The sequence below is a fragment of the Massilia sp. UYP11 genome (genome assembly GCF_050434805.1).
Classification (GTDB): domain Bacteria; phylum Pseudomonadota; class Gammaproteobacteria; order Burkholderiales; family Burkholderiaceae_D; genus Telluria.
In genome coordinates, this window is sequence record NZ_JBNDJE010000003.1 from 35842 (window position 1) to 50223 (window position 14382).

The 14382-nt window shown below is 69.3% G+C and carries 9 protein-coding genes; 4 read left to right on the forward strand and 5 right to left on the reverse strand.

All coding sequences use genetic code 11. The features are described from left to right. Window positions 1–45: 45 nt before the first annotated feature. Both ABIB38_RS06815 and ABIB38_RS06820 read left to right on the forward strand, forming a co-directional pair. Window positions 46–1326 (forward strand): exonuclease SbcCD subunit D C-terminal domain-containing protein, encoded by a 1281-nt coding sequence (locus ABIB38_RS06815; RefSeq protein ID WP_429202900.1) that lies wholly within the window; start codon window positions 46–48, stop codon window positions 1324–1326. Further along, window positions 1323–5072 (forward strand): AAA family ATPase, encoded by a 3750-nt coding sequence (locus ABIB38_RS06820; RefSeq protein WP_429202902.1) that lies wholly within the window; start codon window positions 1323–1325, stop codon window positions 5070–5072. The genes ABIB38_RS06815 and ABIB38_RS06820 overlap by 4 nt, the downstream gene beginning before the upstream one ends. 112 nt (window positions 5073–5184) lie before the next feature. Here ABIB38_RS06820 and ABIB38_RS06825 read toward each other — a convergent pair whose 3' ends face one another. From ABIB38_RS06825 to ABIB38_RS06845, 5 genes are all read right to left on the reverse strand, one after another. Next, a complete protein-coding gene (locus ABIB38_RS06825; protein WP_429203377.1) occupies window positions 5185–6975 on the reverse strand; it encodes an IlvD/Edd family dehydratase in 1791 nt (596 codons plus the stop codon). Continuing rightward, window positions 6965–7867: an SMP-30/gluconolactonase/LRE family protein gene (locus ABIB38_RS06830; RefSeq protein WP_429202904.1), complete on the reverse strand. Its 903-nt coding sequence runs from the start codon at window positions 7865–7867 to the stop codon at window positions 6965–6967. The genes ABIB38_RS06825 and ABIB38_RS06830 overlap by 11 nt, the downstream gene beginning before the upstream one ends. Then, entirely contained in the window at window positions 7864–8667 is an 804-nt protein-coding gene (locus ABIB38_RS06835; protein ID WP_429202905.1) for an SDR family NAD(P)-dependent oxidoreductase, read from the reverse strand. The genes ABIB38_RS06830 and ABIB38_RS06835 overlap by 4 nt, the downstream gene beginning before the upstream one ends. 39 nt (window positions 8668–8706) lie before the next feature. Next, entirely contained in the window at window positions 8707–9891 is a 1185-nt protein-coding gene (locus ABIB38_RS06840) for a fumarylacetoacetate hydrolase family protein (protein WP_429202907.1), read from the reverse strand. A gap of 219 nt (window positions 9892–10110) precedes the next feature. Continuing rightward, entirely contained in the window at window positions 10111–11409 is a 1299-nt protein-coding gene (locus tag ABIB38_RS06845; protein WP_429202909.1) for an SGNH/GDSL hydrolase family protein, read from the reverse strand. 415 nt (window positions 11410–11824) lie between these two features. Between ABIB38_RS06845 and ABIB38_RS06850 the strand changes: the two genes are divergently transcribed. Then, on the forward strand, window positions 11825–13309 hold the full coding sequence (locus ABIB38_RS06850; RefSeq protein WP_429202911.1) for an MFS transporter: 1485 nt from the start codon (window positions 11825–11827) through the stop codon (window positions 13307–13309). 39 nt (window positions 13310–13348) lie between these two features. Further along, window positions 13349–14368 (forward strand): glycoside hydrolase family 43 protein, encoded by a 1020-nt coding sequence (locus tag ABIB38_RS06855; protein ID WP_429202913.1) that lies wholly within the window; start codon window positions 13349–13351, stop codon window positions 14366–14368. Window positions 14369–14382 lie beyond the last annotated feature (14 nt).

Sequence of the window (14382 nt, forward strand, 5' to 3'; positions counted from 1 at the left end):
CTATAGTAGGCGCCGATTTGTCGTTCCACTTTTCTCGAGTCTCTCATGCGGCTGCTGCACACCTCCGACTGGCACCTCGGCCAGACCCTGCACAATCACGACCGGACCTACGAACACCAGTGCTTCCTCGACTGGCTGGCCGATACGCTGGTGGAAGAGCGCATCGACGTGCTCCTGATCGCGGGCGACATCTTCGACACCGCCAATCCGTCCTCGAGCGCCCAGCGCCAGCTGTACCGCTTCCTGCAGCAGGCGCGCACCCGCACGCCGCAGCTGCAGGTGGTGGTGATCGCCGGCAACCACGATTCGCCGGGCCGGCTGGAAGCGCCCGCGCCGTTGCTGGAAGCCCATGGCACGATCGTGGTCGGCAACGTCCTGCGCCGCGACGACGGCGAGATCGACCTGGAACGCCTGCTGGTGCCGCTGCGCGACCGCGACGGCAACACGGCGGCCTGGTGCCTGGCCGTGCCCTTCCTGCGGCCCGGCGACCTGCCGCGCCTGCGCGCCGCCGACGGCGGCGAGCCGGCCGAAGCGGCCGAGGCGGCGCCGCAGGATCCCTATCTGCACGGCGCCGCCCTGCTCTACCGCCAGGCGCAGGCGCTGGCGCGCGAACGGGCGGCCGCGGGCCAGGCCATCGTCGCCATGGGCCACTGCCATATGGCCAGGAGCCAGCCGTCCGAAGACTCCGAGCGCCGCATCGTCATCGGCGGCAGCGAAGCCTTGCCGGTCGGCATGTTCGACGCCGGCATCGCCTATGCGGCGCTGGGCCACCTGCACCTGGCCCAGCGCGTCGGCGGGCTCGACCACGTGCGCTATTGCGGCAGCCCGCTGCCGCTGTCGTTCTCCGAAGTCGGCTACCGGCACCAGGTGCTGCGCATCGACCTCGACGGCGCCAGCGTCGCCGCCATCACTCCCCTGTACGTGCCGCGTGCGGTAGAGCTGCTGCGCGTGCCGGCCCTGCCTGCGCCGCTCGAAGAAGCGCTGGCGGCGCTGGAAGCACTGGAACTGGATGCCGACCTGCCGCAGCAGGCCTGGCCCTATCTCGAGGTGCGGGTGCTGCTGGACGGCCCCGAGCCGGGCCTGCGCGCGCGCATCGAGGCGGTGCTGGCGGGCAAACCCGTGCGGCTGGCCAAGATCGAGCCGACGCGCAAGCCCGTCGCGGCGGCCGGCGAGGCCGAAGCGCTGAGCCTGGACCAGCTGGCGCAGCTGCAGCCGGACGACATCTTCCGCCGCCTGTGGCGCCAAAAATATGGCGACGAGGCGCCGCCCGACCAGATCGACGCGTTCGCCGAGCTGTTCCACGCCACCGAAGGAGACGCGCCATGAAGATCCTCCGTATCAGCGGCAAGAACCTGGCCTCGCTGGCGGGCGAATTCGCGGTCGACTTCGAATCCGGACCGCTGGCCGCCACCGGCCTGTTCGCCATCAGCGGCCCGACCGGCGCGGGGAAAAGCACCCTGCTCGACGCGCTGTGCCTCGCCCTCTACGGCGATACGCCGCGCCTGCTGAAGCGTTCCGGCACCCGCCTGCCGGACGTCGGGGAAGACACGGTGACGGCGCAGGATCCCCGCACCCTGCTGCGGCGCGGCGCGGCGGAAGGCTGGGCCGAAGTCGATTTCGTCGGTAGCGACGAAGGCCGCTACCGTGCACGCTGGGCCGTGCGCCGCTCGCGCAACAAGCCGGGAGGCGCGCTGCAGCCGGTCAAGATCACCCTCCACCGGCTGCCCGAACTGGTCCCTCTGGGCGGCACCAACACCGAAGCGGCCGGCGAAATCATCGGGCGTGTCGGCCTGTCGTTCGATCAATTCACGCGTGCGGTGCTGTTGGCGCAGAACGAGTTCTCCGCTTTCCTGAAGTCGGACGAGAACGAGCGCGGCGAGCTACTGGAAACGCTCACCGGCTCCACGATCTACAGCGCGATCTCGCGCCGCGCCTTCGAGCGCCACAAGCTCGAACAGCAGCGCACCCAGGTGCTGCAGGCGAAACTGGCCAACGTGGCGCCGCTGGCACCAGACGAACGCGCGCAGCTCGACCTCGAGCGGGGCGCCGCCGACGCCGCGCGGGAAGCGCTCGACAGCCGCCACGCCCTGCTGGAACAGCAACTGCGCTGGCACCAGGAGCTCGACAAGCTCCAGCGCGGCCAGGCCCAGGCCGAGGAAGCGCTGGCCGCCGCCAACGGCGAACGCGTCGCGGCTGCCGAACGACGCCAGCGCCTGGCCACGCTGGAAGCGGTGCAGCCCGCGCGACCCCTGGCGGTCGAGGTCCAGCGCCTGGAAACCGAACGGCGCCAGGCCCATTCTTCCGTCGCCAGGCTGGAGGCCGAACTGGCGGCGGCGCTCGACGCGCGCAGCGCCGGCAACGCCGACGTCGATGCCGCCATCGCGCGCCTCGACACCGTCGAAGCGCAACTGCGCGCCGCCGCCCCGCTGCTGGACCAGGCCAAGGCGCTGGATGCGGCGCTCGAGGCGCTGGCCCCCGGCCATGCCCAGGCAAGCGCCGCACTGGAAGCGGCGCGCCGGCAGGCCCGCGCGGCGCGTATCCAGCATGCGGCGAAGTCCGAGGAACTGGCGCGCGCGCGCGGCCTGGTCGAGGCCGCCGCCGCGTGGCTGGCGGCCCGGCGCGGGCACGAAGCCCTGGCCACCGGCTGGCAGCAGTGGGAACACCTGCTGCGCCAGGCCGGCCAGGCGCAAGCCGCGCTCGCCGCTGGCGCAACGGCGCTGGCGGCCACCCGCACGGCGGCCGACCAGGCGCGCGGGCGCGACGCCCAGGCGGCCGCCGCGCTGGCGCAGGCCATCGAACGCCTCGACACCCTGGAGGCGAACCGGCGCGGGGCGATGGCGGCGCTGGCGGAGTTCGACGCCGAGGCGATCGACGCCGAGCGCCAGCATCTGGAAGGACGCCGCGAGCGGCTGGCGGCGGCCGAACGCGTCTGGCTCGACCTGTCGGCGGCGCGCGCGACGCTGGCCGGACTCGCGCGTGAATCCGAACGCGCCGCGACCGCGGCGGCCGGCGCCGAATGCGCGCTGCAGGAGGCGCGCGCCGCGGCGCCGGCGCTGGAAGCGGCAATGGCGCAGGCCGAACGCTCGCTGAGCGCCGCCGAACTGGCTTGCGCCGCCAATGTGGAGCAACTGCGCGCGAACCTCACGGACGACGATCCCTGCCCCGTGTGCGGCGCGCTCGAGCACCCCTACGCCCACCAGGACGCGACGCTGAAGGCGATGTTGACGGGCCTGCGTGCAGAGGTCGACGGCTGCCGCACGCGGGTGCGCGAGAATGCCGCGCTGCAGGCGACCAACAACGCCGCGCTCGCCGGCGCCCGGGAGCGTCTTGCCGCGCTGTCCCATGACCGTACGGCGATCGACCTGCGCATCGCCGGCCTGGCCGCCGCCTGGGATGCCGATCCACTGGCGGCCGAAGCCCCAGGCGAACAGGAGCGCAGCGACTGGTTCGGCGTTCAACGCGGCGCGTTGCGCGACGCCCTCGACGCGCTGGCGCGGCACGAACAGGCCTGGCGCGCCGCCGCCGGCGCGCGCGACGCGGCCCAGCGCGACGTCGACGGCGCGCAGTCGGTGCTGGCCAGGCTGCGCCAGGATGCCGAGGCCGAGCGCGAAACGGCGGCCCGCCTGCAGAACGAACTGAAAGCACTCGACGCCGGCCAGCAGGCGGCAGGCACGCAACTGGACGCCCTGCTCGCCGAGCTCGACCCTGCCATGGCGGCCGCCCACGGCGACGGCTGGCAGACGGCGTGGCGCCACGATCCCGCCGGCTGGCGCCAGGCCCGGTCGACGGAAGCCGCCGGATGGCGCGAGCAGACCGAGGCCCAGGGCCGCGCCGCTGCCGCGAGCGCGACCCTGGAAGTCGAGGCCGGCGCGCTCCAGGCGCGCATCGCCGAGATCGACGCGGCGGGCGCCCGGCTGGCCTTCGAGTACGAGCGCATCGACAAGGAATCGGGCGCGAAACGCGCGGCGCGCGCCGCCTTGTGGCAAGGGCGCGCGGCGGGCGAGGTCGAACGCGAACTGAACGCCGCCGTGAGCGGCGCGCGCGCGCAGGTGACGGCGCGCCAGCAAGCCGCCAATGAGGCGGCGCAAGCCGAAACCCGCGCCCGCACCGCGCAGGCCCAGCTGATCGAGCGCATCGCGGAACTCGACCAGGCCGGCGCCGGCGCCAGCGCGGCGCTGGCCGAGTGGCTCGACGATTACCGCCGGCAGGCCGACGGCCTGGATGACATCCAGGACACCGACGAACTGGCGCGCCTGTTGCAGGTCGGCGCCGCCTGGCTCGCGCAGGAGCGCAGCGCCCTGAACGCGATCGAGACCGCGGTCGCCAGTGCCACCACGATCCTCGATGAACGGCGCGCCCAGCGCGCCGCGCATCTCGCGTCCGCGCCGCCGGACGGCCAGCCGTTCGAGGCCGTGAAGGCCACCTTCGACGCGCTGGTGGCCGAGCGCCAGGCGGCGATCGAAGCGGCGACCGCGCTGCGCCTGCGCGCGCTGCAGGACGACGAACGGCGCCGCCAGGCCGAATCCAGCCTGGCCGAGATCGAGCGCCAGCAGGCGCTCGAGCAGCGCTGGGGCAAGCTGTCGGAGCTGATCGGCTCCAGCGATGGCAAAAAGTTCCGCAACTACGCCCAGCAATTCACGCTGGACGTGCTGCTCGGCTACGCCAACGAGCACCTGAAGCAGCTGGCCCGGCGCTACCGCCTGGAGCGCGTCGGCTACCAGGGCATGCCGTCGCTGGCGCTGATGGTGCGCGACCAGGACATGGGCGGCGAAGTGCGTTCGGTCAACTCGCTGTCGGGCGGCGAATCGTTCCTGGTGTCGCTGGCGCTGGCGCTGGGCCTGGCCTCGCTGTCCTCGAACCGGGTGCGGGTCGAATCGCTGTTCATCGACGAGGGCTTCGGCAGCCTCGACAGCGAAACGCTGGGGGTGGCGATGGACGCCCTGGATGCGCTGCAGTCGATGGGCCGCAAGGTCGGCGTGATCTCGCACGTGCAGGAGATGACCGAGCGGATCGCGACCAAGGTGCTGGTGCGGCCCACCGGTGGAGGCAGCAGCGCGGTGGTGGTGGAGTAAATACCGTATTGTTCGCCCAAAGCCGTCGTTTCTGCCACTGGCAAAAACGACTCCCCGCGCAGGCGGGGACGACGTTTCCGAGCTAACGATCAAGCTTGCTCGCCCAGCCAGCTTAGTGATTATGCCGCGGCATGTCGCGCCCGACGCCGCGATACGGCAAGGCGAGTTCCATGCAGGCGCCGCGGTGCAGCTGGCCCACCGTGGCGCGGTAGATCTCCTGCCACGGGGTCTGGCTGGCGGGGATCGGCGGCGGCGTGTCCTGGCGCCGCGCTTCGAGCTCTTCGTCGGACAGCTGCACGTCGCAGCGGCCCTGGTTCAGGTCGACCCGGATCACGTCGCCCGTGCGCAGCAGGGCCAGGTTGCCGCCGGCCGCGCTCTCGGGCGAGGCGTTCAGGATCGACGGGCTGTCCGAGGTGCCCGACTGGCGGCCGTCGCCCAGCGTCGGCAGGTTGTTGATGCCGTCCTTGATCAGGCGATCGGGCGGCTGCATATTGACCACCTCGGCCGAACCGGGCCAGCCCACCGGACCTGCGCCGCGGATCACCAGCATCGTGTTCTCGTCGATGCCCAGGCTCGGATCGTTGATCCGACCGTGATAATCGTCCGAGCCGTCGAACACGACCACCTTGCACTCGAAGCAGTTCTCGTGCCCCGGATGGGCCAGGTAGCGCGCGCGGAAGGCCGGCGAGATCACGCTGGTCTTCATGATCGCGAAATCGAACAGATTGCCCTTCAGGACCAGGAAACCGGCCGTTTCCTTGAGCGGTTCGGCGAACGGCTTGATCATCTCGCGGTCGTCGGCCTCCCGGTTATAGATGTTCTCGGCCATGCTCTTGCCGGTGACGGTGAGGCGTTGCGAACGCAGCTTGCCCGCCTGCTCCAGCTCCCACATCACGGCCGGCACGCCGCCGGCGCGGTGGAAGCGCTCGCCCAGGTATTTTCCGGCCGGCTGCATGTTCAGCAGCAGCGGCACATCGTAGCCGTATTCCATCCAGTCCTCGGGCGTGATCTCCACGCCCGCATGGCGCGCCATGGCCACGATGTGCGGCTGGGCGTTGCTCGAGCCGCCGATCGCGGCGTTGAGCACGATCGCGTCCAGGAAGGCCTCGCGCGTCATGATCTGCGAGGGGCGCACGTCGTCCCTGGCCAGTTCGACGATGCGGCGGCCGGTCTCGTAGGCCATCTGCCCGCGTTCGCGGTAAGGCGCGGGAATCGCCGAGCAGCCGGTGAGCGACATGCCCAGCGCCTCGGCCACGGCGTTCATGGTCGAAGCGGTGCCCATGGTGTTGCAGTGACCGGCCGACGGCGCGGAAGCGGTGGCGATGTCGACGAACTTCTTTTCGTCGATGGAACCGGCCGCCAGCTGGCGGCGCGCCTTCCAGATGGCAGCGCCGGAGCCCACCAGCTCACCCTCGAACCAGCCGTCGAGCATCGGCCCGCCCGAGAGCACAATGGCGGGAATGTCGACCGTGGCCGCGGCCATCAGTTGCGCCGGCACGGTCTTGTCGCAGCCGGTGGTGAGCACCACGGCGTCGATCGGATAGCCGTGCAGGATCTCGACCAGCCCGAGATAGGCCAGGTTGCGGTCGAGCGCCGCGGTCGGGCGGCGGCAGTTTTCAAAGATCGGATGCAGCGGGAATTCCATCGGGATGCCGCCGGCGTCGCGGATGCCGTCGCGCACCCGCTTGACGGTCTCCAGATGGATGCGGTTGCACGGCGTGATGTCGCTGCCGCTCTGGGCGATGCCGATGATCGGCTTGCCGCAGCGCAGCTCCTCGGGCGTGATCCCGTAGTTCATGAAGCGCTCGAGGTAGAGCGCGGTCATGTCGATGCGCTCGGGATTGTCGAACCAGTCCTGGGACCGGTAGCGACGCGTGGCGTTGTTGCTCTCGTTATTGGCCATTGTGTCGGTCATTCCATGGTTGATCCTGCAGCCGCAGCGCATGCTGCGGCAGGCCCGGCACGTCGGCGCGGAAGGTGAACAGCGCGCCCGCGAGCGGCTGCGCCTCGAGCTGGGCGGCCGACAGGCCCTTGCGCGCGGTCGTGGCGTAGACAGTGCGCAGGTCGTCGCCGCCGAAGGCGAGCTTGGTGACGTTCGCGCACGGGAAGCGCACTTCGCCCACCTTGCGTCCGCGCGGGTCGAAGCGGTCGATGCGCCAGCCGCCGAAGGTGGCCACCCACAGGCAGCCCTCGACGTCTACCGCCATCCCGTCGGGGTAGCCGCCGTCCGCCAGCTGCGCGAACAGGCGCTTGCGCGCGAGCAGGCCGTCCTCGTCCAGGTCGAAGGCATGGATGCGCTGCGCCAGCGTATCGGTGTGGTAGAGCGTGCGGCCGTCGGGGCTGATGGCCGGGCCATTGGTGATCACGTAGCCGTCGTCCATGCGGCGCACCGCGCGCCCGTCGAAGCGGTACAGGGCGCCGCTGGCCTGTTCCTCGGCATCGTCCATCGAACCGAACCACAGGCGGCCCGCGGCGTCGACGTGGCCGTCGTTGAAGCGGTTGCCCGGCAGGTCGCCCTCGACCTTCAGCAAGGGGGCGAATTCGCCGCTTGCTTCAATGAAGCGATACAGGCCGTCCTCCAGCGCGCAGACGAAGCCGCCGCCCGCGACCGGCACCACGAAACTCACCTGGCCCGGCGCATCCCAGCTGCGCTTTGCGCCGTCCCGGGTATCGTAGCAATGCAGGCGCCGGCCCTTGATGTCCACGAACCACACCTGGCCCGCCGCGCCGTGCCACAGCGCGCCTTCGCCAAGCGTGGCGCCCACCTCCCACAGGCAGTGCGGCGTCACGTTCATGCGCCGTACCAGCCCGCGTCGACGAAGTATTCGCGGCCGCTGCAGCGGCGTGCATTGTTCGAGGCCAGGAACAGCGACAGCGCCGCCACGTCCTGCATTTCCACGCGCTCCTGCAGGCACTGGCCGTTCAGGATGCGCGCTGCCTCGTGCGGCGTATGCCACATTGCATCCTGGCGCGGGGTGCGCACCGCGCCCGGCACCAGGGCCACGGCGCGGATGCCGTGCGGTCCCAGCTCGCGCGCCAGGGCGCGCGTCATGCCCTCGACCCCGGCCTTGGCCGTCATGTACAGCGCCAGCTCGGTATGCGGCAAATGCCATGAGATCGAGCCGAAATTCTGGATCACGCCATGGCCCTGTTCTTTCATGCCAGGAATGACGGCCTGGGAACAGAAGAACTGGTGGCGCAGGTTGACGTTCATCCGGCTCTCCCAGTAGGCCGGGGTGACGTCGCCGATGGTGTGGCGGTCGTCGTTGGCCGCGTTGTTGAGCAGGATGTCGACGGCGCCGGCGTCCCGCACGATGCCATCGAAGGCGCGCTCGATCGCATCGAGGTCGGTCAGGTCGCAGTGGACGAAGCGCGGCGCTTGGGCCGGGTTGGCCACCGATTCAGCCAGCGACGCGGCCAGGGCGCGTCCTGCGTCCTCGGCGATGTCGAGAAACCAGACCCGGGCGCCCTGCCCGACGAAGGCGGTGACCAGCTCGGCGCCGATGCCGCTGCCGCCGCCGGTGATGACGACGCGCTTGCCGTCCAGGTCCGGATAATTCGCATATACAAAGACTGGTAGATTGGTGTCAGACATGGGTTTTTCGTATTCCAGGTAGGTCGCTGAGGACTGTGTTCATTCCGGGACCAGCAGGCCGCGCTGCGCCAGGTTGGCGTACAGCGCGCGCACGCCGAAGGTCCAGGGCGTGATCGCGTCGCTGCGTTGCACGGTGTTGACCAGGGTGCCGAGCGATGGGGTCGAGATGGCGACCTTGTCGCCCAGGTGGTGGGTGAAGCCGCCGCCCTCGGCGTCGCGGTCCTTGATCGGCGAGAACATCGTGCCGAGGAACAGCATGAAGCCGTCCGGGTACTGGTGGTGCGCGCCGCAGGTCTGGGCCACCAGGTCGAGCGGGTCGCGGCTGATCTCGCGCATGCGGCTGCTGCCTTCCAGGATGAAGCCGTCGTCCACGCCTTCGATCAGCATGTTCACCTCGCACTGGCGCAGGGTGTCGAGCGTGTACGCGCCGTCGAACAGGCGGATGAAGGGGCCGATGGCGCACGAGCCGTTATTGTCCTTGGCCTTGCCCAGCAACAGTGCGCTGCGGCCCTCGATGTCGCGCAGGTTGACGTCGTTGCCCAGGGTGGCGCCGACGATCTCGGCGCGGCTGTTCACCGCCAGCACGATCTCGGGTTCGGGATTATTCCAGTGCGACGTCGGATGCAGGCCGATGTCGGCGCCGTGGCCCACCGACGACATCGGCTGCGACTTGGTGAAGACTTCGGCGTCCGGGCCGATGCCCACTTCCATGTACTGCGACCACAAGCCGCGCGCCGACAGCTCGGTCTTGAGGCGCTGCGAAGCCTCGGAACCCGGCACGATGTCCGACAGGTCGGCGCCGAGGGTCGCCTGCAGCTGCGCGCGCAGATCTTGCGCGCGCGACGGGTCGCCCTTGGCCTGCTCTTCGATCACGCGCTCCAGCAGGCTGACGGCGAAGGTCACGCCGCAGGCCTTGATCGCCTGCAGGTCGCATGGCGCCAGCAGGCGCATGCCGTCCGCGCCGTCCGCGCCGCGCAGCGCGGCGTCCATCAGCGCGTGCGCCGCGCCGAGGTCAGTGCCCTCGGCGCCGCCCACGATGGCCAGGAGGTCGCGGCGCTCGAACAGGTCGGCCACGGTCGGCGCATGGCGGGTGATGTCGACCAGGCGGCCGCCGCGCACGGCGACCACGGCCGGACCTGCGTTGGCGCCGGTGCGCCAGACCCGGCCGACCAGCAGCGCGCGGTCGAGGTCATCGGGAAGCGGATTGGCTTGAAGAGTAGTCATGATTCCTCTATGGAAGGTTCGTGATGGGAACATCGCCTGTGATGGGAACATCGCCTGACATGATTCTAACATTTATGTTAACGCAATCATTGGCCGGCGTCTGCTCTTTTTTTTGACTTCACTCCTCCGGGCGCTCATCGGTGCATGGCAAGCGCGGGAGGACACGGCCAGCAGCGCTCTGCATGCCGACGTCGATGACTTCGCGTACCGCGAACGGCCCTAGCGCAAGCCGGGCGACCTGCTGTAGGCGCATCTGTCGAGCTGCCGGAGCGGCACGGCCGCCGCCAGCGCGGCGTAGCCCGCATTGGATGGATGCAGGCCGTCGCCGCTGTCATAGGCCTCGGCCAGGTAGGACGGGCGCGCCGGGTCGCGCAGCACGCCGTCGAAATCGAGCACGCCGTCGAAGGCCTGCGCCGTCCTCACCCAGTCGTTGACGGCCTGGCGCAGCGCCTCGTTGTGCGGCGCCGGCGCATAGTAGTCGCTACCCATGAACGGCGTGATGGTCGCGCCGATCACGCAGATCCCTTTTGCATGCGCGCGCGCGATCATCTGCAAATGCGCCTGCTTGACGTCGGCCAGCATCGCCTCGATCGCCTGCGGCGTGTCCTCTTTCGCGCGGCGCAGCACGCCGATGTCGTTGACGCCGATGAAGACGATCGCGTGACTCACCCCATTCCTGGCCAGGACGTCGCGCTCGAAGCGCGTGACGAGGCTCGGGCCCAGGCCCTCGCGCAGCAGGCGGCCGCCGCCGATGCCGGCATTGATCACGGCGAGCTGCCGCTTGCCGTCCCGGGCGATGCGCCGCACCAGGTGATCGGTCCAGCGGTTGTTCGCATCGATGGTGACGCCGTAGCCGTCGGTGATCGAGTCGCCGATCACGACCACGGCCCGCGCCGGCGGCGCGGCGCTCACTTCGACGTCGGCCAGCTGGTGCCAGCGCGTGACGCTCTGCGCGCCTTCCAGGCTGGCCGCCGCGGTCTGGCGGCCCGGGGCCAGGAAGGTCGTCGTGCGCGCATCGGCGTGGCCGGTCTGCTGGTCCGCCGCATTCGCCAGGTGCAGGGTGACCGCGACATCGAGGCCGCTCACGGCCGCCAGGTCGACCGGGTCGCTGACGTATTCGGCGCCCGCCGGTATGCGCACCGCGGCGCCGCCGTTGAAGCGCAGGGCCTGGAGCGAGCCGGCGACTACCCCGGAAGACCCCGGCCGCACCGCGCGCGCGATGCTGGCCTCGTTGACGACCAGCATATCGCTGCCGTAGGCATTGCTGATCCGGACCCGGACCTGGCTGCCGCCGAGAGACAGCCGCACCACCTGGCGCACGGTGCCGTCCTTCCACAACCCGGCCGGCATGCCTTCGGCCTGCCCGAAGCGCATCTGGGACGTGCCCCAACTGGCCACCCAGTGGTGGGGACCGTGATCGGAAACAGGTGGCGACAAGCGATCGGTCGAACCACAGGCGCCGAGGCCGAGCGCGGCCAGGACGGCGATGGCCAGGCGGCCAGGGCGAAAAGCATGCATGAAGGGTCTCCGGTGATTGGCATGGCCTGCAAAAGGCGGGACTGCCAAATCTGTGATGCGAATGATAGCGCAATCAATTTGAAGTGACCAGCAATCTGGCGATGCTGCGCCACAGGCAGCCGATGCGGATCGCGCACGGTCGACTCGCGCTTGACACTCCGGTCGCGCCCCCTGCAGCGCGGCCCCGCGACGCCGGCGAATGTTCGTCTTTCGTGCGCGGATATCGGCCACACGGCCGGGCCATAAAGCGGTTGACGGGCGTTAGCATCTCATCCACAATCGACAACAATGATTGCGCTAACTTTCTGGGAGGTTGGGGCGAACCATGCGTGGCGCCGACCGCCATGAACGCGCTCGCCGCGTGCCTGGCGGTCGAGGGCCACAAGTGCTTTTCAACATAGAGATTGATAAGACAATGACTATAATTAACAAGGCGCAGCCGACGCTGGAGACAACGGAAAAAATCGGCTATGCACTGGGCGACCTGGCCGCCAACCTGATCTTCCAGACCCTGCTCACCTTCCTCGCTTTCTTCTACACCGACGTTTATCAGATCTCGCCCAACGCCGCGGCCAGCATCATCTTCATCGGCGGCCTGGTCGGCGCCTTCTTCAATCCGCTGATGGGCATCATCGCCGACCGCACCTCGACCCGCTGGGGCAAGTTCCGTCCCTGGATCCTGTGGACCTCGGTGCCGTTCGGCCTGGTGGCGATCCTGGCCTTCAGCACGCCCGACCTGGGCGAGCGCGGCAAATACATCTACGCGCTGCTGACCTATATCCTCTTGATGCTGGTGTATTCGGCCAACAACCTGCCCTACTCGGCCCTGAGCGGCGTGCTGACCGGCAGCATGGCCGACCGCAACAGCCTGTCGTCGTACCGCTTCGTGGCGGTGCTGGTCGCGCAGCTGGTGATCCAGGTGCTGCTGCTGCCGCTGGTGCTGATCCTGGGCGGCGGCGACAAGGTGGCCGGCTTCCAGACCGTGATGATGTTCTTCGCGGTGGCCGGCACCATCTGCTTCCTGATCACTTTCCTGACCACCCGCGAGCGCGTCATTCCGGACCCGAGCCAGCGCTCGAGCATCAGGCAGGACATCGCCGACCTGCTGCGCAACCGCCCCTGGGTGGTGATGCTGGTGCTGACCATCCTGGTATTCATCACGCTGTCGCTCAAGGGCGGCATGTACATCTTCTACTTCCGCAACTTCCTGGAAGAGCCGGCGCTGGCGGCTTTTCTCGACGACGTGGGGTTCCTGGCCTTCATCGACGGGCTCAATGCGGTGCTCACTGGCATGGGCCTGACGCAGTTCCACTGGCCGGAAGACGCCGCCACCTCGGGCTTTAGCCTGTTCAACGCGGTCGGCATCATCCTGATGATCGTCGGGATCGGTTTCTCCAAGCCCCTGGCCGACCGCTTCGGCAAGCGCGACGTGTTCGGCGCCGCCCTGCTGCTGGCCGCCGTGCTCCGCCTCGGCTACTACTGGATCGGCCCGGGTTCGATCGCCCTGGTGTTCGGCGCCCAGGTCCTGTACGGCTTCTTCTACGGGATCACGATCCCGCTGCTGTGGGCGATGATCGCCGACGTCGCCGACTACTCGGAATGGAAGAACAACCGCCGCGCCACCGCCCTGCTGTTCTCGGCCATGATCTTCGGCCTCAAGGCGGGCCTCTCCATCGGCGGCGCGCTGGTGGCGGCCCTGCTGTCGGCCTATGGCTACGACGCCGCCCAGGCCGTCCAGCCGGCCCAGGTCGCCGATGGCGTGCGGCTGTCGATCAGCGTGTACGCCGCCATTCCCTTCCTGCTGGCCGTGTGCTGCCTGGCGGCCTACGACATCCGCAAGATCACCGAGCTGCAGATCGAGCGCGAACTCGGCGCACGCCGCGCCCTCGCCCGGCAATGACCTTTTCCTGAACCAGACCCAGACCCAGACCCCGACACCATGTCCGAAACCATCGACCAAGACCGCGTGCAGTCCCTGAAGGAACGCGCCATCTCCGCGCCCCTGCTCGAACACATCTACATCGCCGATCCGTCCGCCCACGTGTTCGACGGCCGCATCTACATCTACCCGTCGCACGACATCGAAGCCGGCGTGCCCTTCAACGACGACGGCGCCCATTTCGCGATGGAGGACTACCACGTCGTCTCGATGGACCATCCGGCCGCCGACGCGATCGACCATGGCGTGGCCCTGCACGTGCGCGACGTGCCGTGGGCGGCGCGCCAGATGTGGGCGCCCGACTGCGCGCGCAAGGACGGCAGGTATTACCTGTACTTCCCGGCCAAGCGGCCCGACGACATCTTCCAGATCGGCGTCGCGGTCAGCGACAGTCCCACCGGCCCGTTCACGGCGCAGCCGCAGCCGATCGCCGGCAGCTATTCGATCGACCCGGCCGTGTTCGGCGATGACGACGGCGCGTTCTACCTGTATTTCGGCGGCATCTGGGGCGGCCAGCTGCAGAAGTACCGCGACAACGCCTATAGCCCCGGCCATGAGGAACCGGCGGCCCATGAGCCGGCCTTGCAGCCGCGCGTGGCGCGCCTGCGCGGCGACATGCTCGAGCTGGACGAAGCGCCGCGCGCGGTGCGCATCCTCGACCAGGATGGAAACGACCTGCTGGCCGGCGACCACGAGCGCCGCTTCTTCGAGGCGCCGTGGCTGCACAAGCACGATGGCAAATACTATTTCTCGTACTCGACCGGCGACACCCACCTGCTGTGCTATGCGACCGGCGACAACCCCTACGGCCCGTTCACCTGCCAGGGCCGGATCATGACCCCGGTGATCGGCTGGACCACCCACCACTCGATCTGCGAGTTCGAAGGCCGCTCGTACCTGTTCTATCACGACAGCAGCCTCTCTGGCGGCGTCACCCACCTGCGCTCGGTGAAGGTGACCGAGCTGCATTACGACGACGACGGCAGGATCGTCACCATCTCGCCTTATCGCGAGGCCTGAACGATATCGATCAA

What these genes read in the sequence shown, in the direction of transcription:
- ABIB38_RS06830 (WP_429202904.1), bottom strand. Translation starts at nt 7,867, where the DNA reads ATGAACGTGACGCCGCACTGCCTGTGGGAGGTGGGCGCCACGCTTGGC.
- ABIB38_RS06825 (WP_429203377.1), bottom strand. Translation starts at nt 6,975, where the DNA reads ATGGCCAATAACGAGAGCAACAACGCCACGCGTCGCTACCGGTCCCAG.
- ABIB38_RS06845 (WP_429202909.1), bottom strand. Translation starts at nt 11,409, where the DNA reads ATGCATGCTTTTCGCCCTGGCCGCCTGGCCATCGCCGTCCTGGCCGCG.
- ABIB38_RS06855 (WP_429202913.1), top strand. Translation starts at nt 13,349, where the DNA reads ATGTCCGAAACCATCGACCAAGACCGCGTGCAGTCCCTGAAGGAACGC.
- ABIB38_RS06835 (WP_429202905.1), bottom strand. Translation starts at nt 8,667, where the DNA reads ATGTCTGACACCAATCTACCAGTCTTTGTATATGCGAATTATCCGGAC.
- ABIB38_RS06840 (WP_429202907.1), bottom strand. Translation starts at nt 9,891, where the DNA reads ATGACTACTCTTCAAGCCAATCCGCTTCCCGATGACCTCGACCGCGCG.
- ABIB38_RS06820 (WP_429202902.1), top strand. Translation starts at nt 1,323, where the DNA reads ATGAAGATCCTCCGTATCAGCGGCAAGAACCTGGCCTCGCTGGCGGGC.
- ABIB38_RS06815 (WP_429202900.1), top strand. Translation starts at nt 46, where the DNA reads ATGCGGCTGCTGCACACCTCCGACTGGCACCTCGGCCAGACCCTGCAC.
- ABIB38_RS06850 (WP_429202911.1), top strand. Translation starts at nt 11,825, where the DNA reads ATGACTATAATTAACAAGGCGCAGCCGACGCTGGAGACAACGGAAAAA.